The sequence below is a fragment of the Myroides sp. LJL119 genome (genome assembly GCF_054871605.1).
In genome coordinates this window covers 33,550-59,846 of record NZ_JBTXLO010000007.1, presented here as the reverse complement: position 1 = coordinate 59,846, position 26,297 = coordinate 33,550, and the positions used below count along the sequence as shown (strand labels likewise).

Sequence of the window (26,297 nt, the reverse complement as noted above, 5' to 3'; positions counted from 1 at the left end):
GATTTACAAAATTAGATTATTTTTTTAATTAATTCTCACAAGTATTGAACGAAAGAACAATTGAGCTCGCATATTTTAGTCCTAAAGACTTTTGGGGACCACAAGATATTCATTTAAACCTGCTTAAAAAGCTATATCCTAAGCTTAAAATTGTCGCAAGGGACAATTTTATCAAAATTTTTGGTGATCCAGAGATTTTAGACGAATTTGAAACTCGCTTTGAAAGACTAACTAAATACTTTATTCGCTACAACAAAATTGATGAAAATGCCATTGAGCGGATTTGTATGGATGATAGTACGCAATTTATGAATCCGCAAGATGATATCTTAGTACATGGTGTATCAGGAAAATTAATCAAAGCTCTAACTCCTAATCAACACAAGTTAGTAAAAATTGTTGAAAAAAACGATATGGTTTTCGCCATTGGTCCAGCCGGTACTGGTAAAACCTATACTGGGGTAGCTTTGGCTGTACGAGCACTTAAAAATAAAGAAGTTAAGCGAATCATTCTTACAAGGCCGGCAGTGGAGGCTGGTGAAAATCTTGGTTTTTTACCTGGGGATATGAAAGATAAACTAGACCCGTATATGCAGCCTTTATATGATGCTCTTCGCGATATGATCCCTCCTCAAACACTAGAGGACTATATTGTAAAAGGTACTATTCAAATAGCACCCCTGGCCTTTATGCGAGGAAGAACACTCGACAATGCCTTTGTAATTTTAGATGAAGCGCAAAATACGACACATTCTCAAATGAAGATGTTTTTAACCAGAATGGGTAAAAATGCTAAGTTTATCATAACCGGAGATCCTCAACAGGTAGATTTACCTAAGAAAGTTTCTTCGGGGTTAATACAAGCTTTGGAAATTTTACATAATCTAGAGGGTATAGGAATATTGTATTTAGATGATAAAGATATTGTAAGACATCGACTTGTTAAGAAAATTGTAGCGGCATACAAAAAAGTAGATGACAGGCCAGATAATATGACCATTGATCAGATAAAAAAAATAGAGACTAAATAACTATAGTTTAATATATCTATTTTAAAGAATATCTAAAAGTCAAATAACTTACTATTGCTAAAAATAGCATCCTTAAATTTAAGGATTTACTTTTTTTAAATAGATATTTACTAGAGAAATAAACCAGATAAAAGGATATAAAAAAGGTAGTGAACTTAAATCACTACCTTTTTTTGTAACTAATTTCTCTAGTTATTTTCAATATTTTAAACATTGTATAGGTCTCTAACAAAAGTCAATTTCAACTGGTCGTTAGCGTATAAATACAAGGTATCTTCTTGAATTTGATAGCGATCACACCTATCCAAAACCGCTAAGAGTTCTTTTTCTTTTTGATACATATCACTAACATACTCAGGAGATAGGATAATTTTAAAGTAAACAGAATCTCCTTGACAACGTATATCACCGTAAATCATATGATTACCACCACTGCCAGAAAAACTACGGGTATTTATATCAATGCATATCAATGGAATTTGATCTATTCCCAACTCTTCGATTCGCTTATCTTCATAGGCTTGAAAAACCCAATTTCCTGACAGAATTTCATTATATATAAAATGACCATAACAAGCAAAATCAAAATCTTCTACATTTTGTGCATTTTGCTTTTTTATATTTACTGCAACCGAATGATCAAACCTTCCATCCAAGTATGCTTTGGCTGTTTCATCTTCGTATATTACGATTTCAATACTTTCGTTTTTATTCTGGGTTTTATATGTCCTACCCTCTCCCTCTAAGATAGGTTCTACAAAAGGAAAAACCATCTTTTGATTTGGCTTTATACTTGAGTAAACGATTCCCTTTTTACTAATCGCAATGGTTTGTAACGAATCTTGAGCGACCGCCTTGAAAAATGTCCCCTCTAAATCGTTTTTATGGAGTAAATCTAATTGTTTTGTGTTAGTCTCTGTGTTGTTACTCTCCTTTTCTTGTTCTATTCCGCAAGACGGGAATAATGAAACAGTTAATGCCAATATCATAATTCACTTGTATTGTCAACTTATTTTTTAAATTTCAACTAAAAAATACGCTCAGTCAAATTTGAAAACAAGTCACTTTTAAACTTCCTAACTTTTCTTTCTTTATAATTCTTGCAAAGATAATACTAATCGCCTTATTTGGGCACACATTATATAAACATTAAGATTATAATGGCTGTTTTATAGCTAAAAATGCAAAAATCCGCATTTATTTTTTTTTGAAAATTATTCCATTCTCGCAAATCCACTCCAATTAAAAACGCTTTTTTTACTTTATTAGAAAGCTATTTTTATCAAAATCTACATCAGTCTATAGGTGATAATATTTTAATTTTCAAAAGATATTTATTTTAATATCTCAAAAGATACGCATTTTATCTAATAAAACAATACGTAATTAAATAAAATACAAAACAATTCTACAAAACAACATTGCATTACTTAACATATCACAAACAAAGCCGCTTTACTATTGCGTTTGTATTTGGAACAAAAAAAACACAACAAACTACTTTAAAACATTACAATATCTAAACTGATATACAAAGTACACCCTATTTAAAGGCTATAACATTTAATCTAATGTTAAAAATTCAGGAGCTTAACTCTTATAAAAATAAGCTATAGTTGTTTTTAAATCCTATCAATTTACCTTATAATACAATAAAATCAAGCTCTTGCTAATGGTTGTAATAAGAGGCTGACCCAAGTAGTTTTGCGGTAATAAAATTACTACTAACAAATAAATATTTAAACCAGATGCTTAAAAAAAGTATTACCTTAAGTTTAGTTCTTACCTGTAGTTTAGCTATAGGTCAAAGGCTAACCACAAACACTGGCTCTGCAGTTGGAGACAACCAGAACTCTAAAACAATTGGTAGAAACGGTCAAGTTTTATTAGAAGATGTTCACTTAATTGAAAAACTTGCCGCTTTTGATCGAGAAAGAATTCCCGAGCGAGTTGTACATGCTAGAGGAGCCGGAGCATTTGGAGAATTTGTAAGTGCAGCTGATTTCTCAGATGTTACCATGGCAGACTTTTTATCTCAAGCCGGAAAAAAAACACCTTTAATGGTTCGCTTCTCAACGGTTACACATCAACAAGGATCCCCAGAAACCTATAGAGACCCTAGGGGCTTTGCCGTGAAGTTTTACACCCAGCAAGGAAACTACGACCTTGTTGGTAATAACCTTCCGGTTTTCTTTATTCGAGACGCCATGAAATTTCCTGACATGGTGCATGCCTTTAAACCATCTCCTTTAACCAATGGCGCTTCAGATCCAAATCGCGTTTTTGATTTTTTTGCCAACCTACCTGAGGCTACTCATCAATTAACCTGGTTATTCTCCGATTATGGTATACCGGCGAACTATCGCCAAATGGAAGGCAACGGAGTTCATGCCTATAAATGGGTAAACCAACACGGGCAGGTTACCTATGTAAAATACAAATGGGTGCCTCACCAAAAAATAGCAAATCTAACCCAAGAGCAAGCAAACCAAATCCAGGGGACATCGATAGAACATGCTACCTTAGATCTATATAATGCCATTAAAGCTGAAGACTTTCCAAAGTGGGATCTATATGTGCAAATGCTAAAAAAAGAGGATTTTGAATCCTTAGACTTCAATCCCGTTGATCCTACAAAAATTTGGCCAGAGAAAATTGCTAAACTAATATATGTTGGAACAATGACTTTGAATCAAAACCCAAGTAATTACTTTCAGCAAGTTGAACAAGCAGCTTTCTCCCCCGCTACATTGGTTGCTGGTATTGAGCCCTCCGAGGACAAGTTACTACAAGGACGCTTGTTTTCCTATGGAGATACCCAACGTCACCGACTAACAGGAAACTTTCAACAAATTCCCGTTAATGCACCAAAGAACAATACCTATACCTACAATCAAGATGGTTTTATGAATATTGGTGGTCAAGTAGGTGAGATAAACTACCAACCATCGGTTAATAAACCTTTGGTTAAAGAAGACAGTAAATTTAAGTATTCCAAGAGCGTTTTTACACCTAATATATCTACCCAACAAATGGTTATTGATAAACAAAACAACTTTGCTCAAGCCGGAGAACTATACAGAAGTTTTTCAAAGCAGGATCAAGAAAATTTAATTAAAAATTTAAGCAATGCTTTAAATACAGTTACCAACAAAGAAATTGTAAAAACAATGATTTCCTATTTCTATAAGGCAGATAAACAATATGGCAATCAACTTTTAAAAGCAACTGACCTAACTCTAGAGGATATTCAAACATATTTGTAATCAGCTCTATAATAAAGCCAGTGAAATAGATTCTATTTAAAAACCATATCTAAAGGAGTTTTAAAAAACTCCTTTAGATACATAAAAAACAAAAATCATGAGAAAAATCTTACTACTAGTATTACTAAGCCTTAGTTTGGCAAAACTTCAAGCCCAAGATTTAATTAATTTTGCAAGAGATAATGACTTAGAGTCTATTGCCCAGGCCATTAAAAGTAATGCTGATTTAGAAATAACCGATCACCGTGGTAACACACCACTAATCATTGCAGCTTATAATAATAATCCTGAGGCTTTAAAGTTATTAATTCATGGAAAAGCAAATTTGCATGCTAGTGATTTTTCGGGAAACACAGCACTAATGGGAGCAGTTTTTAAGGGAAACCAACAAATAGTAGAAATTCTTTTAAGTCAAGATTTAGATGTTAATCAAACCAATGCAAGTGGAGCTACTGCCTTATTTTTTGCAGCTACCTTTGATCGATTGGAAATTGTCAAGTTATTATTAAACAAAAAAATAGATACCAAAATTAAAGACAACAGTGGTAAAACAGCATTATATTATGCTTGTATACAGGAGAATCAGCCTATCATAGATCTACTATATTAATCCGGTTTGATAAAAAAATGCATGTTTATTTTCTTAGAGTTTCTTTTGCGCCCAGTTTAAAACATCGATATATAAAATACTTCGACGGTAGTATCGATTTTGAAATAGCTTTTTAGCCTTATCTACATAAAGCTGTAAAACTTGTTTTTGTGCTGTTGGATATGTATTAATTAAGCCTTCAAACAAATCATTTAATGCATCGTGAATTGGCGTTTTGTTTTTCATTTTGGTTACCAATTGTCGATTTTCTTTTAAATACAATTCGTATTTTTCATCTAAACCAGATTCAAATTGTGCCATTAGAGATAAAATTCGGGTATGAAACAAGAGATCTTGCTGAACAGCATAAGTGGTGTTTTCTAATATTTTAGAAGAGTAAATTAATGATTGTTCATAATTCTTATAACCAAAGAAAACTGCAGCTACCTTAAAATAAATAACCAAAAAATGATGCTCATCAATCATATTTCGATATTCATTTATTCCCCGTTGTAGATGCTTGATAAAAAATAAATTACCATTATAGGTCCCTTTGATAATCTCGGCATTTAATTTATTATTAAACTGTATTAAAAATACCATGGAATCAATATTGCTACTAGTTGGAAAATCCCCACTATTTAATGCTTTTTCTAATTTACCATTCCAATGTATAAATCTAGATTCACTTTTAAATAATAGTAAAAGTTTAAATAAATAAGAATTCCCTTTTAAAAACCAAATAGGATTGCTTATTATCATTGTGGGATGCTCGTAGAATAACTCAACCCAAGCCTTTACAAACTTGTAGGCACTATAATAATCTTGAAGTAAAAAACACCTCCATACATGTGTTTTAAAATACCATAATTTCTCTCTAAAATTAAGTTGATCAGGATTTACTTGTAAAATTTTACTATTAAATAAATCTAATATTTTTTGCTTTTCCTTATCGTTTTTAGCATAACCAGAGGTAAGAATCTCACTATAGAGTTTTAGGGACAAATTAGATAATTGAATCGAATAAAAATTTTGCAAACTTATTTGTTCACTCTGCGCAATTAACTCATCTGCCCTACCTGAAATACTACGAGTAATATATTGAGATTCAATAACTTTCTCCAACTCAATAATTTCTAAAGCTAAAGCCTTTTCCTCTTTTTCTAATGCGGTAGATTTAGCTTTATCTAGAATTTTCAAACTTTGTTTGTGTAACCCCTTTTGATATAATATGGTGGCAAAATCTAATTGTTCGCGAATGATTATACGAATGTTTTTCTTACTGGGATTCATTCGAAGACTAACTAAAATATTTCGATACAAATTAGCCTTTAAGTTAGAGAGTTGTACCCTACTTGTTATATTTTGTTCAATAATAGCTTTCTCATCATAGCAATCCATTTTCTCTATTGCATTAAATAAAGATAAAAATTTCGCATCGCTATTGGTTTGAATACGATTCACATAAAGCTTAAATTGTCTTTTTTCAGAACGTGACAAAGACTTTATCAGAATAAATAATGGATCTTTACTATAATTTGACATTGTATATTTTTTAACTTCAATTAGTTGATTTATACTATATTAACTTAATTTTAACCAGATTTGGCATTGTAATATATAACAAAATCTTAATGTGAAGAATTCAAGGTTTAATCATTTTTGCTCAAAGTTATTTAAAAAACGAGATTATGGAAACCAAAAAGATTGAGATTTTTGACACCACATTACGAGATGGAGAACAAGTACCTGGGTGTAAGTTAGATAAACAACAAAAATTACAAATCGCACAAAAACTCGACGAACTCGGTGTGGATGTAATTGAGGCAGGATTTCCTATATCAAGTCCTGGAGATTTCGATGCCGTTGTAGGAATTTCAAAGGTAGTGAAAAATGCTAGCGTTTGTGCTTTAACAAGAGCAAATAAAAAAGATATCGAATCTGCGGCCCGTGCTTTAGAATTTGCAAAAAAGCCAAGAATTCATACTGGAATCGGTACCTCCGAGCTTCACATTAAATATAAATTCAACTCCACCGAGGATCAAATCATAGAAAGAGCGGTTCAAGCTGTGGCCTATGCCAAGAACTTTGCCGATGATGTAGAGTTTTACGCAGAAGATGCAGGAAGAACTGATAATGCTTTTTTAGCAAAAATATGCCAAGAGGTAATAAATGCAGGAGCTACTGTTTTAAACATACCCGATACAACGGGTTATTGTTTACCTGAGCAATATGGGGCTAAAATCAAATATCTAACGCAACATGTAGTAGGAATAGAGAATGTGATAATTTCTTGTCATTGTCACAATGATTTAGGCATGGCAACAGCCAACTCGATTGCCGGGGTGATCAATGGAGCACGTCAAATTGAATGTACCATTAATGGCATTGGTGAAAGAGCAGGTAATACTGCCTTGGAAGAAGTGGTAATGATTTTTAAACAACATAAGGATTTAGGTTTTGACACCAATATTAACCCTAAGATGCTTAATGAATTAAGTCGCCTTACCTCCAATACCATGGGGATGATGGTACAACCTAACAAGGCAATTGTGGGAAGTAATGCATTTGCTCATAGCTCAGGAATCCATCAAGATGGAGTCATTAAAAGACGAGATACCTACGAAATTATTGATCCCCGCGATGTGGGAGTAGACGAATCTTCTATTATTTTAACAGCTCGAAGCGGTAGAAGCGCTTTGGCTTATCGCTTCAAAAATATAGGTTATGATGTAACTAAAAATGAATTGGATGTTCTCTACCAGCACTTCTTACAAGTCGCAGACACCAAAAAAGAAGTCAATGAACATGATTTAAGATCTATTTTAAGTCTATATAATAACCAAACTATAATTAACCACCATCCATAATAACATGACACAAAATACACCTAAAACTTTATTTGATAAAGTATGGGATGCCCATGTGGTTGAGAAAATCGCCAATGGACCAGATATTTTATATATAGATAAGCATTTAATACACGAGGTAACAAGTCCGCAGGCATTTGCGGAACTAAAAAACAGAAACATTCCTGTTTACAGACCAAAGCAAATTCTAGCTACGGTGGATCACAATGTACCTACAATAAATCAGGATAAACCAATTCAGGACCCTTTATCGGCTTTACAAGTAGAACAATTGGCAGTAAATTGTAAAGAAAACGACATTACATTCTATGGACTTGGTCATCCTTATCAAGGAATTGTACATATTATAGCCCCGGAATTAGGTATAACACAACCGGGAATGAGTATGGTGTGTGGAGATAGTCACACCTCCACTCATGGAGCCTTTGGCGCCATTGCTTTTGGTATTGGAACAAGTCAAGTTGCTCAAGTATTTGCTAGTCAATGTGTTTTAATGAACAAACCTAAATCCATGCGAATTACCGTTAATGGAAAATTAAAACCTAACGTACAACCTAAAGATGTAATTTTATATATTATTGCTAAGCTAGGAACCGATGTTGGTACTGGTTATTTCTGTGAATATGCCGGAGATGTGTTCAAAGACATGTCTATGGAGGGGAGAATGACGGTTTGTAATATGAGTATTGAAATGGGAGCTCGTGGGGGAATGATTGCACCGGATAATACCACCTATGATTATATCAAATCAAAACCTTTTGCTCCTGAAAAAGAACAGTGGGATCAAAAAGTTGCTTATTGGAATACTCTAGCCTCTGATAAAGACGCAAAGTTTGATTGCCAATATCATTTTGACGCCCAGGATATAACCCCAATGATTACCTATGGTACTAATCCTAGTATGGGTATTGGTGTGCAGCAAAACATTCCTGCTCCAATAAATGAATCTGGAAGTAAAGCACTACAATATATGGGCTTACAAACAGGTCAAACCTTGGATTCAATACCTGTTAAACATGTTTTTATTGGTAGTTGTACCAATGCTAGAATAGAGGATTTTCGCACAGCTGCTTCTTATATCCAAGGCAAACAAATATCTCCGAATATTCAAGCTTTGATTGTTCCGGGATCCCAACAAGTGGTTAGTCAAATTAAAAGCGAAGGTTTGGATAAAATATTTGAAAATGCAGGTTTTCAAATACGTCAACCTGGCTGTTCAGCTTGCTTGGCCATGAACGAGGATAAGATTCCTGCCAATGAATATTGTGTTAGCACATCAAACCGAAACTTTGAAGGACGTCAAGGTCAAGGCTCCAGAACCTTATTGGCAAGTCCATTAACCGCTGCAATAGTTGCGGTAGAGGGCAAAATTACTTATCAAAACTTATAACAAGAACATCATGCAAGCATTAGTTAAATTAACATCAACAGCTATTCCATTAAATATAGAAAATATTGATACGGATCAAATAATCCCTGCTCGCTTTTTAAAAGCTATTAGTAAAGAAGGTTTTGGTGAAAACCTCTTTAGAGATTGGAGATTTGACCAAGATAACAAACCCAAAGAAGATTTTGTTTTAAATCAAAATGCTTACCAAGGATCTATTTTAGTGGCAGGAAACAACTTTGGTTGTGGAAGTAGTAGAGAACATGCAGCCTGGGCATTAACCGATTATGGTTTCAAAGTAGTTATTAGTAGTTACTTTGCGGATATTTTCAAAGGAAATGCCTTAAACAATGGTCTATTACCAATTACTGTATCTGCACAATTCTTGGCCTATATCATGCAAGAAGTATCGCAAAACCCAAGTATTGAGATTCAAATAGACGTTGAAAAACAAACCATCACCATGGATCAAAGGACAGAAACTTTTGAAATAGATCCCTATAAGAAAATATGTCTTTTAAATGGATATGATGATATTGATTATTTACTTAGTAAAAAAGATAAAATAACCGCCTTTGAGCAATCACGTTAACAACACCTTCCAAAATTCTAGAGAAATGAAAAAATATAATATTGCTGTGTTACCTGGAGATGGAATTGGACCCGAGGTAATAAAAGAAACAACTAAAGTGTTAGATATTGTAGCCACACATTACAATTTCGAATTACATTATCACTACGGAGCAATTGGTGCAATTGCCATAGATCAAACCGGTGAGGCTCTTCCCCAGAAAACCCTTAAGGCTTGCAAGGGTGCAGATGCAGTTCTGTTTGGGGCCATCGGAGATCCTAAATACGATAATAACCCCCAGGCAAAAATCCGTCCAGAACAAGGTCTTTTAGCCCTTAGAAAGGAGTTGGGGCTTTTTAGTAATATCAGACCCGTTAAAGCTTACGATGCCTTACTAGATAAAAGCCCTTTAAAACGTGATATTATAAAAGACACCAATATGGTTATTTATCGCGAATTAATTAGCGGTATATATTTTGGGGATAAATACACCTCACAAGATGGTCTATCGGCCACAGATGTTTGTAGTTATAATCATAGCGAAATTGAACCAATAACCCACCTAGCTTTTCAAGCCGCAATAAAGCGTAACAATAAAGTAACGGTAATTGATAAGGCAAATGTTTTAGAAACCTCTAGACTTTGGAGAAAAACAGTAAAACAAATTTCCCTACAATATCCACAGGTAGAGTTAGACTTTATGTTTGTAGACAATGCTGCTATGCAATTAATATTAAATCCAAAACATTTCGATGTAATTTTAACTGAAAATATGTTTGGTGATATTATATCGGATGAGGCCAGTGTAATTGGAGGTTCAATAGGGCTTCTACCCTCTGCTTCTATTGGACAAGACAGCGCTTTGTTTGAGCCTATTCATGGTTCATATCCCCAGGCGAAGGATAAAGGAATTGCCAATCCAATTGCCTCTATTTTATCCGGAGCAATGATGTTAGAACATCTAGGAGAGATAGCCGCAGCCAGTGAAATTCAAAAAGCGGTGGATAAGTGTATACAAGCAAAAATACTCACTCCTGATTTAATGCCAGAGCACAAATACACAACACAAGATGTGGGACATTTTATCACACATCACATTCAGTGTAAAAATAACAATGAAAAATACATGCAGAATATTACCCTAGGAGCATCAACGATTATTTAATCCGTAATCAGCCCCTTGTTTTTTTGATCCCCTCAAAATAAGCAGACTATTTCTTTTTAAAAAAGCCGATGTAATAAATTTACAAAGGCTTTTTTTACTTTTTACTAACAACTGTTGGATGGCAATAAATAGGAAAATTACAAGAATTGCCAATAAAGCATAGTTTACTAGCTGTTTTATGTAGTTCTTGAGCCAAATCTATCTCATTGGATCTTTGCACAACCACCCGGGGATAAAGATCAACTTGAATAATTTTACCACTTCCATCTAAATGTAGTTCTAAAGTTGCTTTGCCTGAGTCTTGATAAGAGTCAATAACTAAGTTATTTTGTTTACAAGCATATAAATAACTCATCATATGACAAGACATTAAACTACTAAGTAGTAAATCCTCTGGGTTATGTAAAAAAGGATCGCCTTTGAATTCTTTGGCAGCCGATATTTGTAAATCCGACTTTCCACTAATTTCAATAAGATGGTTTTTTATTTGTTTACCCTTCTCACTACCTGTATCATGGCTAATTGGCCAAGACAAGTTAGCATAAAATTCATATTTATTATTCTTTGTCATATTAAACTAAAAAAAGTCCTTTAGGTTAGTAAAGGACTTAGTTATATTATTATTTCATTGCTATCGCTTTTTGATAAAGATTCTCATATAAAGGTACTACACTCTCAATTTGAAATTTTAAAGCCACTTGTTTTGCTCCTTTTTTAAATTCTTGTAAAACACAAGGATCGGAAAGTATTTTTAACGAATTGGCAATCATATCTTGGGTATCACCAACTTTACTTAAGTATCCCGAAACCCCTGCAATGTTCACCTCTGGCAAACCTCCGGTGTCACTAGATATTACAGGTACCCCCATTGCCATTGCTTCTAATGCAGCCAAACCAAAACTCTCTGTTTCCGATGGCAATAAAAATAAATCAGAATGAGCTAAAATTCGATCAATTTCATTACTCTTTCCAAAAAATATTATTTTATCATAAATCCCAAGTTCTAAAGCTAATCGCTCGGCTCTTTCTTTATCCGGTCCATCGCCAACAAGCATTAATTTAGCTGGAAGTTGTTTTTGTATCCCATAAAAAACCTTTATAACATCTTCCACTCGTTTTACTTTTCTAAAGTTACTAATATGGGTTATAATTAATTCTTCGGGCAAAGCCATCGCGCTACGTTTACATTCATGGTTTACTATTGGATCTTGTTTAACTTCGATAAAGTTTGGTATAACGTGAATTTTTTTCTTTGTATCGAAAAGTTCATAAGTACTTTTCTTTAAGCTCTGTGAAACTGAAGTTACAAAATCAGAGTTATTGATACTAAAACTTACCGCTGTTTTGTAATTAGGATGATTTCCTACCAAGGTAATATCAGTCCCGTGTAAGGTTGTTATCATAGGAAGATTAATACCTTGTTCTAAAAGCATTTGCTTGGCCATATACCCCGCATAAGCATGAGGTATGGCGTAGTGAACATGCAAAACATCTATTTTAAATAACTTTACCATATCCACTAACTTACTAGACAAAGCAAGCTCATAGGGCTGGTAATGAAACAATGGATATTCAGGGACATTTACCTCGTGATAGTAAATATTTGGATTAAGTAAAGCCAAACGAACTGGTTGGCTGTATGTTATAAAGTGAACTTCATGATTTCTTTTAGCTAACTCTAAACCGAGTTCGGTGGCAACTACTCCACTTCCCCCAAATGTAGGATAGCATACTATGGCGATTTTCATATATAAAAACGGATTTTGCCTATAAATATAATTCTAATATCCCTATGTTTTCGCCCAAGAAGTGTTATAGAAGGATAGTATAACCTTTTTTTAACAAAATGTGCTATCATTAGGTTTGTTTAAATTAACTTTTTTTTATCAATAATACAAATCTTTATCTATCCTTATTTTATGTCTTTATACAGGAATTTCTCTTTTTACAAAAATGTAGTAATATTCAACATCTACTTTTAATCCAAGATGGCACTGTAGATGACTTGTTGAATATTTTCACGGATATTTTCTTTAGACAATAGGTTCACGTTGGCATTTGGATAGGTTCGATTGGATAAAAACACATAAATTAGGTTTTGATCGGGATCAGCCCAGGCCATTGTTCCGGTAAAACCAGTATGTCCAAAACTATTAATTGAGGCGCAATTACAAGTCGGTCCAGGAGTCCCAGGTAATTGAGGCTTGTCAAAACCTATTCCTCTGCGATTTCCTTTTTTACAATAAACACATTGATTAAATTGATCAAAAGTAGTAGTGGAAAAAAAGTTTTGCTGTCCGTAACTCCCTTTATTTAAGTACATCTGCATAACTTTAGCGACATCCAAAGCTGTTCCAAAAAGTCCTGCATGACCCGCTACCCCACCTTGCATTGCCGCAGCCATATCATGAACATAACCATGAATAGTTGTGTATCTAAAATAATCATCTAATTCCGTTGGAGGAATCTCACTTAAATCAAACTTTTGAAGTGGTAAATACGTTAATCTATTTGCCCCTAAACTTTTATAAATCTGATCCTCTACCACTAAATCCAAAGACTTGTTATAATCACGTTCGATAAACTCTTTTAATGCTATAAATCCTAAATCACTATATTTATAAGACTTATTTTTAGCTAAACTTGCATTTAAGATACGGTTTAGCATTTGGTTGGAATAATCTTTTTTTATAAACAGATTCTCACACACTTGAGTGGGATAATCATTAGTTAAATAATAACTATAAATACTTAAATCAGGCTTATTATCTTGATCTAAAGTAGCTTTATAAAACGGCATCCAAGCAGGCAATCCCGATTGGTGGGTTAACAAATCTTTAAAGGTAATATTACCCTTATCCGAATCGGCAAATTCTGGTAAAACCACGGAAAGTTTGGTATCCATACTAATTTTCCCCTGATCATACATTTTCATTAACACAGGCAAAGTGGCCAATATCTTGGTTAATGAGGCTAAATCATATAAATCGGTATTGGTAACTTGTTGACTTTGCGTGTAATCGTGATAACCAAAACTCTTATTATATATTATTTTTCCATTTCTAGCCACCAACACTTGTGCTCCAGGAGTAAACTGATTATCAATGGCATAATTCACTATACTATCAATTTTAGAGAGTTGAATAGGGTCCATGTTTTGACTAAGAGCACTTGCTTTACCCAAACGTCTTAAATTCTCTGTGCTGATTCCAGATCCCACTGGATAAAAAGAATTAATGGAGACAGGTAAACGTCCCAGTGAACCAATAGCTCCAAAGATTACCTCCGAGGCAGCTTGTCGAGCAAAACTATTGTTTTGATAGGCTACAATTACGGATTTTAAATCAGCCATTTCACCTAAAGATTCAAGTGAATAAGCCTTTGCAAAAGAAACTAAAATAGTATTGGTTTGTTTTGCTACCTTTTGAATAATGGCCTTATGTGCAGCCGAATAATTATGATTTCTCCAAGGATTATCTACCTTATGATAACCTATAATTACCGTGGTGAACTTAGACAAATTATCAAGTTCACTGTCTTTTATTTTGGTAATAGATCCAAACTCACTTAAATCATCAAAAAGTCCCTGCTCTTGTGGATCTCCAATTTGCAGATAACCTATATTTTGTTGTTCCAACCCTTTAAGAGGTAAAATATCACCTTGATTTTTTATAACAGTTATGGCCTGATTATATAAATCTTGATTTAATTGATCATATTTAGGATCATTTAAATCCTGGACCAAATTTTGAATTTCTATATTAGGAGTTGTTAAAAGACCAGTTTTGTATTTATAGGCCAATATCTTTTTTACCGAGTAAGCTAAGCGCTCTTGGGAAATTTCCCCTTTCTCATAGGCTTGTTTAATTTTGCTAATTCCCAATGGCACATTTTCAGAGAAAAGTAATAAATCGTTTCCAGCCTTAAATGCCAATAAATCAACCTCACCTGCTTTAAGATTACCTGTGGCGCCTTTCATATTTAAAGCATCGGTAAAAATTAAACCTTCAAACCCCATTTGCTCTCGTAAAAGTTTAGTTACAATTTCATAAGAAAGTGAACTTGGAATCTCTTTATTTGGCTCCAAAGCCGGAAAATTAAGATGAGCTACCATAACACTAGCTAAATCATTTTTAATTAACTCTTTGTAAGGATATAATTCCACTTGATTTAAACGCTGCATATCATGATCAATAACTGGCAATTTGTAATGCGAGTCACTAGAGGTATCTCCATGTCCAGGAAAGTGTTTAGCTGTAGCAAAAATATTTTCACTTTGGTATCCCTTTGTATAAGCAACAGCTCTTTGGGCTACAAGCTCGGGAGTTTCTCCAAAGGATCGCACCCCAATAATAGGATTATTTGGATTCATATTTACATCCACAACCGGTCCAAAATTAAACTGTAATCCTAAACGTTTAGCCTGCTGAGCGCTTGCTTTTCCCATCTCTTGGATAAGCTGCATATTTTGAACAGCTCCAAGGGTCATGTTATAAGGAAAACTATAGGTCGAATCCAAACGCATACTAAGCCCCCACTCCCCATCAATACCTACCAATAAAGGTATTTTACTTAACCCTTGAAGTTTATTGGTCATTCTAGCTTGTCTTTTGGGACCGCCTTGAAAAAAAATAACCCCACCAACGTGGTTTTTTTCCACCAAGTTCTCCAAAGATTTTAAATGATCATTACCTTTATTAGAATATGCTGCCACCATAAAAAGCTGTCCAATTTTTTGATCTAAAGACATGGTATTATACACACTATCTACCCAAGTTATACCCGTGGAATCTTTTTGTTGAACTTTATAGGTGTTATGTTGCTTAGCAAATCCAAGGGATCCGCATAATAATATAATTAAACTTATTTTTTTCATTGCTGGTATTTATTAGATAAAAAAAATCACCATCAAAAATTTGATGATGATTTTGATATGGTAAATTTAAAGAATCCTATCTATTTAAAAAAACGTCCATGCCAACTTTCTTGAGCTGGTACTTCCCAATATTCTCTATATTCTCCTAAATCGTTAACCAGATTATTAAATACAATGGTATTACCAGAGACAGCTTTACTCTTGGCTAATTGCTTAAATTCTAATAAGGTTTTAAAAGTGATGAATTCACCGGTTTTATAAGTAACATTCATCTTGTCTAGTAAATCCACATTAAATTTAGCTTCAATATCTTGAATAACACGCACCGAGGCATCCACCGAACAACCCGATGCAGGATGAATATCTTGATCTACAGCTAGGACAATAAATCGATTATATCTCACTTCAAAAGAGGCCTGTAAAGGCGTAGCATGTGCTACCCAATTCTCTACAAAATCTTTCATAATCTCTTGAATCTCTACCACTTCTTGATCCGAGAATTTGCGATTAGATTGATAAATCCAAACCTTTGAATGATCTGGCATTTCATTTAACGGTGTATACATATTTTTATAAATCTTCTGCATTTGCAATTAATTCTGCGACATCCAACACTTGTACATCGCCTTCTCTTTCTTCAAATTTGACACCATCGGTCAACATCGTATTACAAAACGGACATCCCGCAGCAATTATATCTGGCTTGGTTTGTAAAGCTTGTTGGGTTCTTACAATATTAACCTCTTGTTTTCCTGGCTCTGGCTCTTTAAACATTTGAGCTCCTCCGGCCCCACAACAAAAACCGTTGGCGCGAGAACGTTTCATTTCTACTAGTTCAGCGTCAAGTTTTTCAATTAACTCACGTGGAGCTTCATAAACTTGATTAGCTCGTCCTAAATAACACGGATCATGGAAAGTAATACGCTTACCTTTAAAATTCCCACCCTGAATGCTTAAACGTCCTTGATCCAATAAAGATTTTAAAAACTCGGTATGGTGAACAACCTCGTATTTACCACCTAAACCAGGGTATTCATTCTTTAGGGTATTAAAACAATGAGGACAAGCTGTTACTATTTTCTTAACTTCATATCCATCTAACACCTGTATATTCATCATTGCCTGCATTTGGAAGGCAAATTCATTACCCGCTCTTTTTGCCGGATCTCCAGTACAACTTTCCTCTGCCCCTAAAACAGCAAATGGAACATTTGCCTTATTTAAAATTTTTACAAATGCTTTTGTTATTTTTTTTGCTCGATCATCAAAACTACCCGAACAGCCCACCCAAAATAAAACCTCTGGTTGTTCTCCTTTAGCCATCATCTCGGCCATTGTAGGTACAATTAAATTCTGTGACATAATACTCGCTATATTTTTAAACAACTTTAATTAAAAAGTTATTCTCGATTCATAAATTAATTTTCGTCTCTCCAGTTTAAACGATCTTGTTGATTATACTGCCAAGGTGCACCATTGTTTTCAACATTTTGCATCATGTTGTTTAACTCAATCGGGGCAGCACTTTGCTCCATAACTAAAAAGCGTCTCATATCCATAATAATAGAAAGAGGAGAAATATCAATAGGACATTCTTGTACACAAGCATTACATGTATTACAAGCCCATAATTCTTCAGCGGTGATATAGTCATGTAACAAGGTTTTACCATCATCCACAAACACACCATTGTTTGCATCTAAAACCTTACTAACATCTTCTAAACGATCCCTTGTAGACATCATAATCTTACGAGGTGATAGTTTTTTACCTGTCATATTCTGTGGACAAACTGAAGTACATCTACCACACTCGGTACAAGAGTACGCATTTAATAACTGTGCCCAGTTTAAATCCATGACATCTTGGGCTCCAAATTTTTCTGGTTCTCCTTGACTTTGATCATTAACCGCGTAAGGATCTGCGTTTGGATCCATCATTAATTCCACTTCTTTTTTCACAGACTCCAAATTATCAAACTCTCCCAATGGATTCAAATCTGCATAATAGGTATTAGGAAAAGCTAAAATAATGTGTAAGTGTTTTGAATAATATAAATAATTCATAAACAACATTACTCCAATTATATGTCCCCACCAACATACTCGCTCTACAATAGCTACGCTAGAGAAACTCATGGATTCAAAAACAGGGGTTAAGAATTTGGACACTGGGAAACTTCCAGCTGCTTGATAATGTTGATAATTATTTGTTTGAAGATAATAATCCGCCGCATTCATAATTAAAAACAGGCACATTAGCAAACACTCAATATAGATAATATTATTAGCGTCTTTTTTACCCCAACCTTCTAGTTCAGATTGATTTAAACGCTTTAATTTTAAAACATTTCTTCTAATCCAAAATACTACAACTCCTACAATTACTAAAAGAGCTAATACCTCAAATACTCCAATTAATGCATCATATACCCCACCTAGGAAGCTTAAAATACGATGTGTTCCGAATAATCCATCGATTATAATTTCTAACATTTCAATGTTAATTATTATAAATCCTATGTAAACAAAAAGATGGAGAATCGCTGGAATTGGTCTATTAATCATTTTGGATTGCCCAAAAGCAACACGAATCATGTTCTTCCATCTTGCCTGAGGGTTATCGGATCGATTTATATCTCGACCTATTAAAATGTTGCGTCGTAATTTTTTTAGATTCTTTATAAAAAATCCAAAACCCGCAACCAATAATAATAAAAATAATATTTGGCCTAAGTAATGCATAATTGTATTAATTGTTTCTGATAATGGTTAGTTTTTTTGTTGGTTTTAATGGTTAGTTTGTTTTTATTTTACGTTGCATCTAAAAAATACTTTTACAGATAAATCAGCCTGCAACAAAATTTCAATAAATTAAGGAACTAATAATTCCTGTTGATCTACCTCTTGTAAATCTTCACTTTGATAAGGTATAGCTTTTTTCCCAAATACTGAAAAATGCATATATCTTTTTGGATTTTCTTTTAAGTCTCTTAATAACAATTCCAATTCTTTAGATGCATTTGCTAAGTTAGAATAGAGTTGTTGATCGTTTAACAACATCCCTATGGATCCCTGTCCACTTTGAATATTAGCCAGAAGCTTATCCATATTTCCAGTAGCACTATCTATATGATCAAAAGTACTTTGAATATCTAGCTTATTCATTTTTTCAGAAAAAGATGCAAATTCACCACTAATTACATTTAAATTATCCATTGCAGTGTCTAATTTAGGCTGGGTGGAACTCATTAGTTTTCGAGATGCTGCCAAAGTTCCATTTAGATTATTAACAGCTTGTTTTAAATCCGTTTGCATTTGTTCATCCAAAATACTATTAATAGAGCTTAACATTTTATTGGTGTTCTCTAACATAACTTCGACTTTTTGCTTTAATGGCTCAATTTGTCCAACTAATTGCTCGGTCATCTCTGGTTGCACATCTCCTTTTAAAAAGTCTCCATTATCGGCATAATCGGTAGTCCCAAATTTAGGATCAATAGAAATAGCTTTCCCTCCAATTAAACTTGGTGAATAAATAGTTGCTATACTTTGTTTTGAAATTTGAATTGGGTTATTCATAATAATCTCCACTACTAATTTCCCCGTGGTTTGATCAATATTAATTTTGGCAACTTTTCCCACCGTCAGTCCATTGATGGTTACCACCGATGCAGTAGTTAATCCTTCGACATTTTGGTATTCTACATAATACTTGTGGCTGTTGTCAAATAGATTTTTACCTTTTAAAAAAGAGTACCCCCAAATGAACAATGCGATTGCTCCTAGTACTAAAATAGCTGTTTTAATTTCTCTTGATATTTTCAAAATCACTTATTTTATAATACGCAAAAATAAACTTTTATTTTCAAAGCGCTTAGATTATTTTAATGCCTCTTCCATTGATATGATCGAACCGTTTTTAAAAGCTACAATAAAAGAGCTTTTATGTCCCTTATCTTTTGCTTGTTGCAAAAGCTTCTTGGCTTGCTCATAGCTTGTTGTACTAGAATAAAAATATTTATTTAATTTACCACTTTTAATCATAGTAACCTCAGAAAGACCCTTGAAATTTTGTGGTTTAAGAGCCAATACGCGATCACTGGCTGCAATTTGAACTTTAAATTCTACGCCACCTGCAACTTTTTGAGCTTGACTTGAGCTAGATCCAGAGCTAACCTGGGAATTTGAATTACTGGTTTTATTGGTAGATGAAACTATATTATTTTCCTTGTAATAGGCCTTTTTATAAGCGATAATTCCTTCAGCTATGGATTTAGCTAATTCATTTTGGCCTTTGGTAGAGTGTAAATATGCTCCCTCACTAGGGTTTGATACAAAACCTAATTCGATTAACACACTTGGCATAAATGCGCCGTGTAGAACCCAAAAGGGACCTTGTTTTACCCCTCTGTTTTTTCGTTTTAATCCATTGGTAAAGCCATCTTGTACACGTGAAGCCAAGTCGATACTCTGATGCATATAATCCTCTTGAATCAAAGTAAGACCAATAATTGATTCAGGAGAACTTGGATCAAAACCAGCATAAGTAGTTTGGTAATCATCCTCTAACATAATTACCGAGTTTTCCTTTTTGGCAACCTCTAAATTGGATTTGTTTTTACTTAAACCCATAACAAAGGTTTCTGTACCGAAAGCTGCTGTGGATTCCGCACCATTACAGTGGATCGACACAAAAACATTACCATTGGCTTTATTGGCTAACACCGAACGTTCCTTTACGGCAACAAAAACATCCTTATCGCGGGTGTAAAACACCTCTATATCTGGATTGTCCTTTAAAATTTTCCCCACTTGTAGGGCCACAGCTAAAACGATGTCTTTCTCAACAAATTTTCCGTGATTTGTACCAGTATCTTTACCACCGTGACCTGGGTCTAAAACCACTTTAAATTTTGGATTGCTTTGTGCTGATACACTAATTGTTAATAGAAAACTCATCAGTAAAGTGAACAGTTTTGCGCAACTACTATTCATATAAAAGATATTTATAATTATGGATAAATTGAATTAAATTACATTTTTAAGAAAAAATATATGTAAGTTTGACACGTTAAAAATAACAAGCTTAATTTTACAAAAATAGCATATATAATAGATTTGCGAACAAATATTTTTAATATCGTTTTAGTTTTATTTCTTTCTTGTCAATTACCCACGCATAATGTGGTAGCACAAGAGTTTGAAAAGAAATACACTACCTTAAATACCAATACATTAACAGACTCTATATCATCTAAAACAGATACTATAGTTAAGCCTTCTATTGCAGTAGCTCAAGATTCTATTGGTAAGAATCCAGATTCTTTAGCCAAACAAAGTAAAGGAATTTTGGAGACTATTGTTTATAGAAAAGCAAAGGATTATGAAAGATTAGATCAAACAAAAAAGGAGATTACCTTATATAATGAGGCTAAAGTAAAATATCAAGACTTTCAATTAGAAGCAGGTAAAATTGTTTTTAACTATGAAAAAAACGAAATCTATGCAGGGGGAATTCTTGATAGCCTTGGTAATATGAGTCAATATCCCGTATTTACCCAAGGAGGTCAAGTTGTGGAACCGGACTCAATTCGATATAACACAAAAACCCAAAAAGCACTAGTTTTTCAATCGCGAACCTCACAAGGAGAATTCAACATAAAGGCAGAGGTAACAAAAAAGGAAAATGACTCTGTTTACTTTATGAAAGATGTCATTTTTACCACAGCCGAGGATTTAGATGATCCTGAGTATTACTTTAAATCCACCAAGATTAAACTTGTTCCTGGAAAAAAAGTAGTAACCGGTCCTACCAATATGGTTATAGCCGATGTACCAACGCCTTTGGGCTTACCCTTTGCTTTTTTCCCCATGAGTGAATCGGCCGAAAGCGGATTTATAGTTCCCAGTGTAGGGGATACAAATCTTCAGGGGTACTACTTACAAAACGGAGGTTATTATTTTGCCATAAGCGAGCGAATGGACCTTACTTTAACGGGAGACTATTACACAAACGGTTCTTGGGCATTAAGAGGACAAAGTAATTACGCTAAACGTTATAAGTACTCTGGTAGTGTTAACATTCGCTATGAAAACAACCTTTTTAGCGAACGAGGACTACCCGATTATACAGCCTCAAAATTATATAATATTCAGTGGACTCATAGAAAAGATTCTAAGGCAAGTCCTACTTCTACTTTCTCAGCTTCGGTAAACATGGGAAGTAGTCAGTATTTTAGGCAATCTAACAATTCCTACAACGTGGGTGCTTCTTTGAACAACAATATGAGTTCATCGGTTTCCTACTCAAAAACTTTTGAAAGTGTGCCTCAGGTTAATATGTCTTTAACAGCTACCCACTCTCAAAACACCAACACAAGACAAATCAACATGACCCTACCAACCCTAGCAGTTAGTGTGGATCGTGTATTTCCATTTGCCCCTAAATACGGAGCCAAAAAAGGTATTATTAAAAACTTGAACTTCTCTTATAACCTTAGAGGAGAAAACAGAGTAAGAGTACATGAGGATAATTTCTTTAAAAAAGAAATGTTCGATAGTTTAAATACTGGATTTCAACACAGTATACCAGTGGCAACCAATTTTAAAATATTTAAATATTTTTCAGTAACAACTGGTGCTAACTTCAATGAAGTATGGTATTTCAATACAATCAAAAAACAATATAATCCAGAGACAAATAAAGTAGAAGATATACGTGTAAACGGCTTTGATAGCTTCACCACTTATAACTTCAACGCAAGTATAGGAACAACCATATACGGTACATTTAATTTTGGAGATAATAAAAAAATTCAGGCTATTCGCCATGTAATGCGTCCTAATGTGGGTTATTCCTACACGCCTAGTTTTGATCAATATTACGACACCTATGCCATTGACGCAAGTGGTCAAACCATACAGGATTATACGCGTTTTCAAAGTGGTATATTTGGAGCACCGAGTAGGTTTAATTCCAATATGCTTAATTTTAATTTAAGCAACACCTTTGAGGCTAAAGTAAGGGACAAAGACAGTGATAAAGATGAATATAGAAAGTTGATGCTATTAAATAGTTTAAACTTTTCTACTAGTTACAACATGAGCGCAGACTCTTTAAAATGGTCTCCGGTACGAGTTAGTACAGGAACAGCACTATTTAAAGATAAGATGCAAGTAAACCTTGGAGCGACATTAGATCCTTATGCTTTGGATAATAACAACCGACGTATAGACATGTTTAATATCAACAACGGAGGAAGTTTATTTCGTCTTACCAGTGCCAATTTAACGGTTAACTGGTCCATGGCAAGCACTGATCCTTGGTTTGGGGGTAGTGATGATAACAAGAACCAAAATTCAATTGACAATGGAGGTCGTGGAGATGATTTATTTGGTCGTGCTCTTGATTTGGGTAATACTCGAAAGAGTATGTTTGAAGAACAAGATCAAGAACAAAAACCTTTTTCTGGATTTTATAACGCAAAACTGCCCTGGGATTTGACCTTTGCTTATTCACTTACCTATAGTAACGCACAAAGGCAAAACGAGATTGTGAACAACTCACTTATGGTATCTGGAAATATTGATTTGACTCCAAATTGGAAAGTCGGATTCTCCACCGGATATGATTTTGTACAAGACGGAGTTACCTTTACCCAATTGCGATTTGAAAGAGATTTAAAAAGCTGGCGCATGGACTTCACCTGGGTTCCCATCGGGACATATACTAGTTGGGGCTTTTACATTGGGATTAAATCCTCTATGTTAAGTGATATTAAGTGGGAAAAAAGAAAGTCACCAGATAAGCGTTTCTGGTAAGAAAGCACAACCATTAAAATAATTATATTATGAAAAAGATTATCAACTCCGAAAAAGCACCAGCACCAATTGGCCCTTATAACCATTCGGTAATGGCATCTAATTTTTTATTCATCTCTGGTCAAATTCCCTTTAACCAAGAAACTGAAAGTTTAATTACAAGTGGAATAAAAGATGAAACACTTCAAGTAATGGCCAATCTAGAGGCTATTTTACAAGAGGCTGGAATGGATTTTGAAAACGTAGTTAAAGCAACTATATTTTTAACCAATATGGATGATTTTTCAACGGTTAACCAAATATATGGGAGTTACTTTAAAACCGAAACAGCACCAGCCAGAGAATGTGTACAAGTAGCCAAACTACCAAGAGGAGTAAACGTGGAGATTTCCATGATAGCAACTAAATAACATTTATCCAATACAGTATAACAAAAAAGAGTCCTAATTTCAAGGACTCTTTTTTGTATATTTAATTACTATTGTATTGCTTTTAATAACAACTGCGCGGTTGCTTTATTTGTGGCTAAGGCTACATTATGCACATCACAAACACGCAACAACATATTAATATCAGGTTCATGTGGATGCTTACCCAAGGGGTCTTTAAAAAACAGCACCATTTGTGTTAAACCTTGTGCCACACGTGCTGCAATTTGCGCATCCCCGCCCAAAGGACCAGAGAGCATACACTCTACTTTAAATCCTAGTTCTTGAACTAACTTTCCTGTAGTTCCTGTAGCTATTAAATCAATGCCGGCTTGGTCTAAGACCTGTTTATTGTCTTGCATAAACAATAACATTTCTTTTTTCTTGGCATCGTGTGCTATGATTGCTATTTCCATTTTGAGTTATTTTTTTTTATGATATTGTATTAATCCATCTAAAGGCTTTTGGATAAAAGTCCCAATTGGAATACCAGTCTGACTTAAAACATCGGTAAACTCTTCTTGTAAAAGATAAGCCACAGAGCCAACAAAATAAACAGATGTATTATAGATTTGAGGATAGTTTTTCAAATACGCATCGCGAAAATAACTAATTTCCTTTTTAATCATTTCTTGAAAAAAAGCATGATTTTTATATTTTATTAAAAAAGGTAGGAAACTAGCCATATAAGCATTTGGATTCTCTTTTTTATAAAAGTTGAATTTCACTTGATCGGCATCTAATTGATATTGTTGCTTAAAAGCAAAAGCCAAATCCTCTGGCATTAAATTTAAAAAGTAACTCTTTAAGATCATTCGCCCAAAGGAACTTCCACTACAATCATCCATTGCCATATATCCTAAAGATTCAATTAAAGGATGTAATTGCTTACCATCGAAATAACTTGCATTAGACCCCGTACCATTGATACAAACTATACCTGATTCTCCCTTTTGAACACTAGCAAATACTGCAGCATAAGTATCCTCATGAACCTCATTGTGTTTTGAATTGACAAAGTAACGGCACAAAATATCATTAACCATTGTTTTTGTTCGCAAAGATGCGCAACCAGCTCCATAAAAAAACACTTGAGAAACCTGTGGACTAATTTGTTTTAAAACTGCATTATTATCTATGCGCTCCAAAAATTCCGACGCATTAAGAACCTCGGGGTTTAACCCCAAGGTTGTTACACTTTCCATTACATTTTGATTTACATCAAGACATATCCAGTCTGCTTTAGTTGAACCACTATCTACAATTAATCTCATGTATTTTTTTTAAATTTATTTTGCGTGATGTAAAACAACAGCCATATCTAACATTTTTGCAGAATAACCGTACTCGTTGTCATACCAAGCTACAAATTTAAAAAAAGTACTATTTAATCCAATACCTGCCTTAGAATCAATAATACAAGTATGAGGATCGGAAACAAAATCTTGACTAACCACATCATCCTCAACAAAGGCCATAATTCCTTTCATTTGATTCTCACTTGCATTTTTCAAAACCTGCATGACTTGCTCGTAGGAAGTTTGCTTTTCTAGTTTAACCGTTAAATCCACCACCGATACATCAGCAGTTGGAACACGCATTGACATTCCCGTTAACTTACCGGCAATCTCTGGAATAACCTTACCTACAGCCTTGGCTGCCCCTGTAGAGGCTGGTATGATATTTAATAAAGCTGAGCGACCTCCTCGAAAATCTTTTTTCGAAGGTCCATCTACGGTATACTGAGTTGCTGTTACAGCATGTATAGTAGTCATTAGTCCCTCCACAATTCCGAAATTATCTTGTAATACTTTTGCAAGGGGTGCAAGCGCATTGGTAGTACAAGAAGCATTTGAAATAATAAGATCGCTAGATTTTATTTGCTCTTGGTTGACTCCCATTACAAACATTGGCGCATCAGCAGATGGTGATGAGATCAATACCTTTTTAGCCCCTGCATCAATATGCTTTTGACAACTTTGTAAGTCTTTGAAAATACCCGTACAATCTGCCACAACATCTACCTTTAGTTCATCCCACTTTAAATGAGCTGGATCACTAATTGCAGTTACGCGAATTTGCTTTCCATCAACTAGTAAATCGCCATCTTTTACCGCTACAGTCTTATCAAACCTACCGTGAACAGAATCGTATTTTAATAAATAGGCTAATTGTTCCACAGACATTAAATCATTTACCGCAACAATCTCTAAATCATTTCTTTTTACTGCCTCACGTAACATTAAACGTCCGATACGACCAAAGCCGTTAATTGCTATTCTTGTTTTCAT

The 26,297-nt window shown here is 34.2% G+C and carries 22 protein-coding genes; 9 read left to right on the top strand and 13 right to left on the bottom strand.

The genetic code is table 11. The annotated features are described in order from the left end of the window. The first annotated feature begins 44 nt into the window (after nt 1–44). Nucleotides 45–1,031: a PhoH family protein gene (locus ACYSNV_RS08715; protein WP_461762183.1), complete on the top strand. Its 987-nt coding sequence runs from the start codon at nt 45–47 to the stop codon at nt 1,029–1,031. A 206-nt stretch (nt 1,032–1,237) separates the two neighbouring features. Here ACYSNV_RS08715 and ACYSNV_RS08710 read toward each other — a convergent pair whose 3' ends face one another. Continuing rightward, a complete protein-coding gene (locus ACYSNV_RS08710; RefSeq protein WP_461762182.1) occupies nt 1,238–2,020 on the bottom strand; it encodes an META domain-containing protein in 783 nt (260 codons plus the stop codon). A gap of 759 nt (nt 2,021–2,779) precedes the next feature. On the opposite strand from ACYSNV_RS08710, the gene ACYSNV_RS08705 reads away from it, so the two are divergent. Both ACYSNV_RS08705 and ACYSNV_RS08700 read left to right on the top strand, forming a co-directional pair. Next, a complete protein-coding gene (locus tag ACYSNV_RS08705; protein WP_461762181.1) occupies nt 2,780–4,297 on the top strand; it encodes a catalase in 1,518 nt (505 codons plus the stop codon). Between the two features lie 97 nt (nt 4,298–4,394). Continuing rightward, entirely contained in the window at nt 4,395–4,907 is a 513-nt protein-coding gene (locus ACYSNV_RS08700; RefSeq protein ID WP_461762180.1) for an ankyrin repeat domain-containing protein, read from the top strand. A gap of 33 nt (nt 4,908–4,940) precedes the next feature. On the opposite strand, the gene ACYSNV_RS08695 is transcribed toward ACYSNV_RS08700, so the two are convergent. Then, nucleotides 4,941–6,431, bottom strand: a complete 1,491-nt coding sequence (locus ACYSNV_RS08695; protein ID WP_461762179.1) for a hypothetical protein — start codon at nt 6,429–6,431, stop codon at nt 4,941–4,943. 146 nt (nt 6,432–6,577) lie between these two features. Between ACYSNV_RS08695 and ACYSNV_RS08690 the strand changes: the two genes are divergently transcribed. From ACYSNV_RS08690 to leuB, 4 genes are read left to right on the top strand one after another with little or no spacing between them, the layout of a single operon-like run. Next, entirely contained in the window at nt 6,578–7,756 is a 1,179-nt protein-coding gene (locus ACYSNV_RS08690) for a 2-isopropylmalate synthase (RefSeq protein ID WP_461762178.1), read from the top strand. A 4-nt stretch (nt 7,757–7,760) separates the two neighbouring features. Continuing rightward, nucleotides 7,761–9,146: a 3-isopropylmalate dehydratase large subunit gene (gene leuC / locus ACYSNV_RS08685; RefSeq protein ID WP_461762177.1), complete on the top strand. Its 1,386-nt coding sequence runs from the start codon at nt 7,761–7,763 to the stop codon at nt 9,144–9,146. A 10-nt stretch (nt 9,147–9,156) separates the two neighbouring features. Beyond that, nucleotides 9,157–9,735 (top strand): 3-isopropylmalate dehydratase small subunit, encoded by a 579-nt coding sequence (leuD, locus tag ACYSNV_RS08680; RefSeq protein WP_461762176.1) that lies wholly within the window; start codon nt 9,157–9,159, stop codon nt 9,733–9,735. Nucleotides 9,736–9,760: 25 nt separating this feature from the next. Further along, nucleotides 9,761–10,879: a 3-isopropylmalate dehydrogenase gene (gene leuB, locus ACYSNV_RS08675; protein WP_461762175.1), complete on the top strand. Its 1,119-nt coding sequence runs from the start codon at nt 9,761–9,763 to the stop codon at nt 10,877–10,879. Nucleotides 10,880–10,973: 94 nt separating this feature from the next. On the opposite strand, the gene ACYSNV_RS08670 is transcribed toward leuB, so the two are convergent. The 8 genes from ACYSNV_RS08670 to ACYSNV_RS08635 all read right to left on the bottom strand — a co-directional run bounded on the left by ACYSNV_RS08670 (nt 10,974) and on the right by ACYSNV_RS08635 (nt 20,752). Next, entirely contained in the window at nt 10,974–11,450 is a 477-nt protein-coding gene (locus tag ACYSNV_RS08670) for an OsmC family protein (protein ID WP_461762174.1), read from the bottom strand. Between the two features lie 49 nt (nt 11,451–11,499). Next, a complete protein-coding gene (gene bshA / locus ACYSNV_RS08665; RefSeq protein WP_461762173.1) occupies nt 11,500–12,627 on the bottom strand; it encodes an N-acetyl-alpha-D-glucosaminyl L-malate synthase BshA in 1,128 nt (375 codons plus the stop codon). A 230-nt stretch (nt 12,628–12,857) separates the two neighbouring features. Beyond that, a complete protein-coding gene (locus tag ACYSNV_RS08660; RefSeq protein ID WP_461762172.1) occupies nt 12,858–15,755 on the bottom strand; it encodes a glycoside hydrolase family 3 N-terminal domain-containing protein in 2,898 nt (965 codons plus the stop codon). An 80-nt stretch (nt 15,756–15,835) separates the two neighbouring features. Beyond that, complete coding sequence (locus ACYSNV_RS08655) at nt 15,836–16,321, bottom strand: ABC transporter ATPase (RefSeq protein WP_461762171.1); 486 nt, start codon at nt 16,319–16,321, stop codon at nt 15,836–15,838. A 4-nt stretch (nt 16,322–16,325) separates the two neighbouring features. Then, complete coding sequence (locus tag ACYSNV_RS08650; RefSeq protein WP_461762170.1) at nt 16,326–17,117, bottom strand: (Fe-S)-binding protein; 792 nt, start codon at nt 17,115–17,117, stop codon at nt 16,326–16,328. Between the two features lie 56 nt (nt 17,118–17,173). After that, the gene (locus ACYSNV_RS08645; protein WP_461762169.1) at nt 17,174–18,499 is read right to left on the bottom strand and encodes a 4Fe-4S dicluster domain-containing protein; all 1,326 of its coding nucleotides are present in this window, start codon (nt 18,497–18,499) and stop codon (nt 17,174–17,176) included. A gap of 129 nt (nt 18,500–18,628) precedes the next feature. Further along, nucleotides 18,629–19,582 (bottom strand): MlaD family protein, encoded by a 954-nt coding sequence (locus tag ACYSNV_RS08640; RefSeq protein ID WP_461762168.1) that lies wholly within the window; start codon nt 19,580–19,582, stop codon nt 18,629–18,631. A 54-nt stretch (nt 19,583–19,636) separates the two neighbouring features. After that, nucleotides 19,637–20,752: an N-acetylmuramoyl-L-alanine amidase family protein gene (locus ACYSNV_RS08635; protein ID WP_461762167.1), complete on the bottom strand. Its 1,116-nt coding sequence runs from the start codon at nt 20,750–20,752 to the stop codon at nt 19,637–19,639. Nucleotides 20,753–20,875: 123 nt separating this feature from the next. Between ACYSNV_RS08635 and ACYSNV_RS08630 the strand changes: the two genes are divergently transcribed. Together ACYSNV_RS08630 and ACYSNV_RS08625 are read left to right on the top strand one after the other, a co-directional pair. After that, nucleotides 20,876–23,578, top strand: coding sequence for a putative LPS assembly protein LptD (locus ACYSNV_RS08630; RefSeq protein ID WP_461762166.1), 2,703 nt, complete (start codon nt 20,876–20,878; stop codon nt 23,576–23,578). A gap of 29 nt (nt 23,579–23,607) precedes the next feature. Then, on the top strand, nt 23,608–23,988 hold the full coding sequence (locus ACYSNV_RS08625) for a RidA family protein (RefSeq protein ID WP_461762165.1): 381 nt from the start codon (nt 23,608–23,610) through the stop codon (nt 23,986–23,988). 68 nt (nt 23,989–24,056) lie between these two features. On the opposite strand, the gene ACYSNV_RS08620 is transcribed toward ACYSNV_RS08625, so the two are convergent. Genes ACYSNV_RS08620 through gap form a run of 3 tightly spaced genes read right to left on the bottom strand, consistent with a single transcriptional unit; the run spans nt 24,057 to nt 26,297 of the window. Further along, nucleotides 24,057–24,422, bottom strand: a complete 366-nt coding sequence (locus ACYSNV_RS08620; protein WP_461762164.1) for a methylglyoxal synthase — start codon at nt 24,420–24,422, stop codon at nt 24,057–24,059. Between the two features lie 6 nt (nt 24,423–24,428). Beyond that, a complete protein-coding gene (locus ACYSNV_RS08615) occupies nt 24,429–25,280 on the bottom strand; it encodes an N-acetylglucosamine kinase (protein WP_461762163.1) in 852 nt (283 codons plus the stop codon). 15 nt (nt 25,281–25,295) lie between these two features. Continuing rightward, on the bottom strand, nt 25,296–26,297 hold the full coding sequence (gene gap / locus ACYSNV_RS08610; protein WP_461762162.1) for a type I glyceraldehyde-3-phosphate dehydrogenase: 1,002 nt from the start codon (nt 26,295–26,297) through the stop codon (nt 25,296–25,298).

Excerpts from the sequence above, each read along its gene's own strand:
- ACYSNV_RS08660 (WP_461762172.1), bottom strand. The coding sequence starts at position 15,755 with ATGAAAAAAATAAGTTTAATTATATTATTATGCGGATCCCTTGGATTT.
- leuC (WP_461762177.1), top strand. The coding sequence starts at position 7,761 with ATGACACAAAATACACCTAAAACTTTATTTGATAAAGTATGGGATGCC.
- leuB (WP_461762175.1), top strand. The coding sequence starts at position 9,761 with ATGAAAAAATATAATATTGCTGTGTTACCTGGAGATGGAATTGGACCC.
- ACYSNV_RS08705 (WP_461762181.1), top strand. The coding sequence starts at position 2,780 with ATGCTTAAAAAAAGTATTACCTTAAGTTTAGTTCTTACCTGTAGTTTA.
- leuD (WP_461762176.1), top strand. The coding sequence starts at position 9,157 with ATGCAAGCATTAGTTAAATTAACATCAACAGCTATTCCATTAAATATA.
- ACYSNV_RS08615 (WP_461762163.1), bottom strand. The coding sequence starts at position 25,280 with ATGAGATTAATTGTAGATAGTGGTTCAACTAAAGCAGACTGGATATGT.
- ACYSNV_RS08670 (WP_461762174.1), bottom strand. The coding sequence starts at position 11,450 with ATGACAAAGAATAATAAATATGAATTTTATGCTAACTTGTCTTGGCCA.
- gap (WP_461762162.1), bottom strand. The coding sequence starts at position 26,297 with ATGAAAACAAGAATAGCAATTAACGGCTTTGGTCGTATCGGACGTTTA.
- ACYSNV_RS08620 (WP_461762164.1), bottom strand. The coding sequence starts at position 24,422 with ATGGAAATAGCAATCATAGCACACGATGCCAAGAAAAAAGAAATGTTA.
- ACYSNV_RS08690 (WP_461762178.1), top strand. The coding sequence starts at position 6,578 with ATGGAAACCAAAAAGATTGAGATTTTTGACACCACATTACGAGATGGA.
- ACYSNV_RS08635 (WP_461762167.1), bottom strand. The coding sequence starts at position 20,752 with ATGAATAGTAGTTGCGCAAAACTGTTCACTTTACTGATGAGTTTTCTA.
- ACYSNV_RS08695 (WP_461762179.1), bottom strand. The coding sequence starts at position 6,431 with ATGTCAAATTATAGTAAAGATCCATTATTTATTCTGATAAAGTCTTTG.
- ACYSNV_RS08655 (WP_461762171.1), bottom strand. The coding sequence starts at position 16,321 with ATGTATACACCGTTAAATGAAATGCCAGATCATTCAAAGGTTTGGATT.
- ACYSNV_RS08650 (WP_461762170.1), bottom strand. The coding sequence starts at position 17,117 with ATGTCACAGAATTTAATTGTACCTACAATGGCCGAGATGATGGCTAAA.
- ACYSNV_RS08625 (WP_461762165.1), top strand. The coding sequence starts at position 23,608 with ATGAAAAAGATTATCAACTCCGAAAAAGCACCAGCACCAATTGGCCCT.
- ACYSNV_RS08645 (WP_461762169.1), bottom strand. The coding sequence starts at position 18,499 with ATGCATTACTTAGGCCAAATATTATTTTTATTATTATTGGTTGCGGGT.
- ACYSNV_RS08700 (WP_461762180.1), top strand. The coding sequence starts at position 4,395 with ATGAGAAAAATCTTACTACTAGTATTACTAAGCCTTAGTTTGGCAAAA.
- bshA (WP_461762173.1), bottom strand. The coding sequence starts at position 12,627 with ATGAAAATCGCCATAGTATGCTATCCTACATTTGGGGGAAGTGGAGTA.
- ACYSNV_RS08710 (WP_461762182.1), bottom strand. The coding sequence starts at position 2,020 with ATGATATTGGCATTAACTGTTTCATTATTCCCGTCTTGCGGAATAGAA.